Here is a 6735-nt window from a genome sequence, read left to right on the forward strand (position 1 = left end):
AGCCTCATTTAAGAGGCTTTTTTAAAAATTATTTACAATCTATATTAGATGATAAGCATTGCATCACCATAAGAATAGAATTTATATTTTTCTTTCACTGCTTCTTCATAGGCCTTCTTCATAAAATCGTGACCTGCGAAAGCAGATGTCATCATTAATAACGTTGATTTTGGTGTATGGAAATTTGTAATCATACAATTAGCGATACTAAATTCATAAGGTGGAAAGATGAACTTATTCGTCCAACCATCATAATCATTTAATCTTCCGTTAGACGATACTGAACTTTCAACTGTACGCATAGAAGTTGTACCTACTGCACACACACGTCTTTTGGTCTCAATCCCTTTATTTATAATAGCCGCAGCACTTTCTGTAATAACAATCTCTTCGCTATCCATTTTATGTTTCGATAAATCTTCAACCTCAACCGGATTAAAAGTACCTAAACCAACATGTAATGTCACTTCTGCCATTTCAACACCTTTAATCTCTAAACGCTTTAATAAATGTTTAGAGAAGTGTAAGCCTGCTGTTGGAGCAGCTACAGCTCCTTCATTCTTTGCAAAAATAGTTTGATACCGATCTTCATCTTCTGGCTCTACTTCTCTTTTGATATATTTTGGAAGTGGTGTTTCTCCTAGCTGTGTTAATTTTCTTCTAAAATCTGTATAAGATCCATCGTAAAGGAAACGTAATGTTCTACCTCTAGAGGTTGTGTTATCAATAACTTCAGCGACTAGTGTTTCATCTTCCCCGAAATATAATTTATTGCCAATTCTTATTTTTCGTGCAGGATCTACTAAAACATCCCAAAGGCGTTGATCTTGATTCAATTCGCGTAATAAAAATACTTCGATACGTGCGCCTGTTTTTTCCTTGTTGCCATATAATCTGGCAGGAAATACTTTAGTGTTATTTAAAATCATCACATCACCTTCATCGAAGTAATCAATAACATCCTTAAAGAGTTTATGCTCAATAGTTTGTTTTTCTCTGTTAAGCACCATCATTCTTGCTTCGTCTCTATGTTCTGCAGGATGCTCGGCTAATAATTCTTCTGGAAGGTTAAAACTAAAGTGTGATAATTTCATAAATGGTATATTTTTTTAGAAGTTGCAAATATACAATCTCAATATAGGCCTTGTCAAGTAAATAGTTGTTTATTTTAAATTGAACCCAATAGCTCTAAAATCTTCCCAAAATTGAGGATAAGATTTGCTTACAACATCTGCATTCTCTATAGAAATTGAAGTTTTCAGCCCAAGTGGTGCAAATGCCATGGCCATACGATGGTCTTTGTATGTCGCAATTAATACATTTGCATTAATATTACTTGAAGCCTCTAACCTTAAAGAACTGTTAGTAATTATAACTTCTGCTCCTAATTTTTCTAGTTCGATTTTTAGAGCAACTAATCTATCTGTTTCTTTTATTTTAAGTGTTTGTAAGCCCGTCATTTCACATGCTTCACCCAAGCCAAAGGCAGTAACAACAATCGTTTGAGCTATATCTGGAGCGTCACTTAAGTGAAAAATTAAACCCTTTTTAGATACTTTATTCACTTTAACTAAACGGACACTATTTTCATTGTAATAGGTTTTTACACCTAAATTTTTATAGATTTTTGCTAAAATCGAATCGCCTTGTAAACTTTCTTTTTTATATGAAGCTATTGTAATTTCTGTGCCAATTTCACTTAAAGCTATAAGGCTATAAAAATAAGAAGCTGAAGACCAATCAGATTCTACAGTTAAGGTCTGAGGTTTTAGGACTGAAAAATTAGGTTTTACTACAATGGTGTTTTCAACAAAACTGGTATCTATACCAACTTGATTCAGCAAACTCAAAGTCATTTCTATATAAGGTAAGGAAGTAATTTTACCTTTTAATGTTAACTCTAATCCGGCTTCTAATTTTGAAGCTATTAAAAGTAATGCAGAAATGTATTGACTACTGACGTTTGCATTTAAACTCACTTTATTTTTAGTTAGTTTTTTACCTACTATCTTTAAAGGTGGAAACCCATCGTTATCTAAATAAGTGATATCTGCTCCTAAAGTTCTTAACGCATCTACAAGTATTTTTATTGGTCTTTCTTTCATACGAGAAGAGCCCGTAATAGTAACTTCTTTTCCGTTTTGTATAGACAAATATGCTGTTAAAAAACGCATAGCTGTACCAGCATGATGGATGTCAATTATATTATCGTTAGAAACTAAAGCTCGCTGCATTAAAACAGAATCATCTGAGTTAGATAGATTTTCAATTTTAATTTCAGGATAAAGCGCTTTCAGTAGCAACAAGCGATTAGACTCGCTTTTAGATCCTGTTATTTGAATCTCTTGATGATTAAGAAGCTTTGATTTTTGGATGCTAATGTCCATAGAAGTTTAAAGTGAATTGATTAGCAAGCTACTTTAATTTATCATTATTGTGATGCCTATTGTGATCGCGTTTTGCTTTTACATCCATTTTTTTATCAAATACATCTTGTAGATCTATTCCTGTTTGATTTGCCAAGCATAAAACTACAAACATAACATCTGCCAACTCTTCTCCTAAATCTTTGTCTTTATCACTTTCTTTTTCGCTTTGCTCACCATAGCGTCTGGCTATAATCCTTGCAACTTCACCAACCTCTTCTGTAAGCTGAGCCATGTTTGTTAGCTCATTGAAATAACGCACTCCATGCTCATTAATCCAATTATCAACTTCTTTTTGTGCGTTTTTAATATTCATAATTAGGCTTTAGTTAATACTATTTGTTCTGCTTGTTTCTCTATGATTTTTTCATAGAAATCTTTGAATACTTCATAATCCATTGGGTCAATAATAGGATTATTTATCTCTAACACAACTTTTAATTGTAAATACTGACCATTTTTCTGAATAATGTACTGAAACTTAGCAGCGCCTCCCTTAAATTCCATTGCTTCACTTGTAGGCAACGACTCTACTTTATAACCCATTGGAAGCAATATATTTATAAGGAATTTATCTTCATATGGTATTACAAAATCAATCGGATACTGACGTTCATCTAACTTAAATGGGTTTTCCTTAATTGCAAGAAACAAAAGTGGGGAAAAGTATAGTTTATCTCCTACTTCGTCAACTCCATCTGACAACTCGTATTCATAAGAAACTTTAACAGGCTTGATAATGTCTTTAGTGTTTTCGAAAGTCAATTCTCCAATTTCTACATCTCCTTTATTAGCTTCTAGTGACTTAATATGATCCTCTTGAGTTACCCCTGCATACTTTTTTCTGTAATTTAACGCTAGATATGAGGTGAAATTCTTTGAAACTTTACCCGAAACTGAAAAATCATCTTCCATCTTCACATTAAGCATTGTTGATTCTACGGATCTCTTTTTAGGCAATATATTAACCCAACTAGATACACCATTTTCTTCTATCACTCTTCCTTGCCAATTCAATACGCGTTCGGGTAAAACATTATTTGAACTATATGGTTCTGTTGCATCAATTAACATACTGCTGTCGCCACTTTGCACCATACAAATAACATAGTTGAATCCTTCTCGTGTTGGGAAAAGGGGAATTCCATTATTTCTTGTACTTACTAAAACTGGGTAGGCTTCAACTCCTTGGGAACGCAACATTGAAATTACTAACAAATTTATATCTGCATCATTACCGACACCTTCTTTATATGCTGTTCGTATTCCTTTTTGAGCATACTTGCCATAATTACCATTCCATTTAACTTTAGACTTTACTAAATTTTCTATTAATAGTGCTTTTTTTAAATCATCTTCGACTCCTGTTAATAATGTACTTAAATCATCTTTATAAAAACCAGACTTTCTTATTTGTCCACCAAAATTATCACTATCATATATAGTTTTTGACACACTCTCCCAAGATGATGAATATGATTTTTCAACAATCTTATTAGAATTTAAAGTCGCAATAAGCTCGAGGCTCATTTTACTTCTATAATTATTGACGGTACCAGCATAAGCTTCAGCTCTGATCGCTGGTATATTATCTTCCTTAATATTAACAACATCAATTTTATAATCAAATGGGGATTTCATGTATTTTGTTGAGTTATTAAGTTTTGGCAGAAATATTGCTTTGAGGTTAAGTTGTGTATTATAGATATAATACTCAGGTGTTGCCATTTGAATATCTAATTTGTTTATAGGAATGCTATACTGAAAAATAACATCATTTATACCTATTGAAGGTGTTGTAATTTTGTACTTATACTCAATTACTGAACCTTCTTTTACATTAGGCATCGTAAATGAGGTTATTTTTGTGTATTCACTATAATCCTCGGTAAATTCACCATCATTAGTTAATTTAACTTTTTCAATTTTTCCATCTGAATAATTAAATGTTACACCTTTAAGACCTGTAAGTTTTTCAGTATATCCTGAATTCCCTTGATATAGATAAACTTTCTTTGTTGCCCAATCAAAACCGTCCTTATTATACACCTTTATTCGTTCATGAATTTCGCGTTGCTGAATAAAACCTTCGGCTTGGGTGAAATAAAAACTAATATGTTCGTACTTAAATAACACTGCAGCTGACGCTGAAGAATCTATTGGATGATATTTTTCTTGTAACTCTTTCTTTGACACATTTCCAAATTTAAAATTTTGACTCATAGCTTGGTTTAGGCTTACAATGGTAATGATGATAAAAAATAGATGTTTCATAGGTTTGAGAATATTGATTTTAATAGCTAAATATTAAGAGATTTAATTTTTGACTTGAATGATTTAAGCTTTTATAAAAACTACTTTAGACTTATCGTTTTTTACAATTTGTTTTCTAAAATCCCTAAAGGCTTTGTATTCTTCTTTTTGATAACTTCCTTTATTTAATATATATATTCTAGTATATTTAATTTTACCATCTTTTAAAGTCTCTAACTTAAATTTATACGTTCCAAATTTAGTCTTAAGCTCTTTAGTATCGGTCATGGCTTCTATCTTATAACCTTGAGGAATTTGAATTACAAACTCATCAACATCTTTAAAAGCTCTATCTATTTTAAACTCTAATTTTCGTTCCGAATATCGAGGTGGTATACTACTAACCTTATTAAATATATTAGGTTGAAATATAAGTCGATTCCCACTTTTAGTCGCGTAATTAGAAGAAGACAACTTTACACTTTCTTTATATACAATATTTTCCTTATCGTTATCTATGCTAATATTAGCAATAGTAATTTCATTAATATCATCCCAATATTCTTTGTAATGTAATTGTTGGTCTCTATCCGTTTCATTTTCTATTCCGTCATGAATATTGTACTGATATCCTGTAGTTATGATATTAACATCTGCTGTAAAACTACCTGTATTATCCAAAGCAATAGTTGCTGTTGTTTTTTGGACACTATCATCGGCTTCATATACTTTTGTATGTACAATTTCTCCACCTTCTGGCTTAACCAAAAGCGCATCTCTATCGTCTGTAAAACCAGCTGTGAAACCGAATGGATTTGTTTGACTTGTGCATTCAAGCCATACGTAATCATCATTGTTAGGTATTGCCAAGATTACATGATTAGTCTGTCCTTGAAAAGACACAAAATCCTTATCAACATCCTGCAGTTTCCTTGACGCAAATAATCTTGTATAATATGACTCTACATCAACGTGTGCTAGTAATGCTTTAGTATAATTTGAAAGCCCTTTGCAATCCCCATACTTTACTTCATCTACTGTTAGGGCATCAATAGGTTGCATTCCACCAATACCTTCCTGAACACTTATATATCTGGTGTTTTGTTGTACGTAATTATAAATTAGTTTTGCTTTCTCTATAGGGTTTTCGATACCTTTGACTAGATTAGTAGCTATATTTTTTGTTTTTTCAGATAAAACTAATTTGTCTTTTAACATTTTTTCATACATCCACTTTCCTTGACTTTTCCAATCCCCATTTCTTCCTTCCACCCCATTAATCATAAACTTATCTAATGCTAAGCTCAATCTTGGTGCTATTAATGATATTTTTGGACTATAGGCTTCGTATACTATTGAAGGTAATCCTTCAGCTTTAAAATGATATTTTGAAACTTTCTCAATTCTCAAATTATCAAAGTTTTGCTCTTTGAATTTTAACTCCCCTTCTAAATGGTTTTCAATTTTTAATTCTGAAAATTGAACTGATAAATAATAGCCATCGATTGGCATCCATTGAGGTATATATGATGTATTCTGAAGATGTACCTCCGATTTAAATTCAATAGTAAATGGAAAGTTTATAGGTGTATAATCATAATACAATACCCTATCATCAGAATACAGCGTACCACCACTTACCGCACTTGCATCAGTGAAATCGTTTTTTCTAATTTTTTTAATTTCTTCACCTGTGTTATCAAAAATTTTTATTTCAATGTTTTTTATTTTTGTATCCTCACTATAGTGCTCATAAGCATTTGCATGCTTGACTCCCTCTTTATTATAGATAGTGACAATGCGTTTCCTTCTAATTACCATATCATCATAATCATTAATTATGATTTGCCTACTTTCGTGCCTAACTACTGCATTTGCTTTAATTTTGAGTTCTACGGGCACAAATAAAGAGCTGTATACATCATCTGTTTGAGAAAAACCACAAAATGATATGAATACTAAAAAAATGGGAAGCGTAGATTTTAGATTAGGCATAGGTCTATTTAATTGAATTATATCTTACAATATATAAAGTAATTTCATTTCCTCAAATGAT

General features: G+C 31.7%; 5 protein-coding genes. All 5 read right to left on the minus strand.

The features are described from left to right. Window positions 1-44: 44 nt before the first annotated feature. Window positions 45-1094: a tRNA preQ1(34) S-adenosylmethionine ribosyltransferase-isomerase QueA gene (gene queA / locus AAC053_RS07890; RefSeq protein ID WP_339755037.1), complete on the minus strand. Its 1050-nt coding sequence runs from the start codon at window positions 1092-1094 to the stop codon at window positions 45-47. 69 nt (window positions 1095-1163) lie between these two features. Beyond that, window positions 1164-2387, minus strand: a complete 1224-nt coding sequence (locus AAC053_RS07895; RefSeq protein WP_339755040.1) for a 3-phosphoshikimate 1-carboxyvinyltransferase — start codon at window positions 2385-2387, stop codon at window positions 1164-1166. Window positions 2388-2415: 28 nt separating this feature from the next. Next, entirely contained in the window at window positions 2416-2742 is a 327-nt protein-coding gene (locus AAC053_RS07900) for a nucleotide pyrophosphohydrolase (protein WP_339755043.1), read from the minus strand. A gap of 2 nt (window positions 2743-2744) precedes the next feature. Further along, a complete protein-coding gene (locus AAC053_RS07905; RefSeq protein ID WP_339755046.1) occupies window positions 2745-4700 on the minus strand; it encodes a transglutaminase domain-containing protein in 1956 nt (651 codons plus the stop codon). A gap of 63 nt (window positions 4701-4763) precedes the next feature. Beyond that, entirely contained in the window at window positions 4764-6674 is a 1911-nt protein-coding gene (locus AAC053_RS07910) for a DUF3857 domain-containing protein (protein WP_339755049.1), read from the minus strand. Between the last annotated feature and the right edge of the window lie 61 nt (window positions 6675-6735).

Origin of the sequence: uncultured Winogradskyella sp., assembly GCF_963975125.1 — a bacterium.
Taxonomy (GTDB): Bacteria; Bacteroidota; Bacteroidia; order Flavobacteriales; family Flavobacteriaceae; genus Winogradskyella.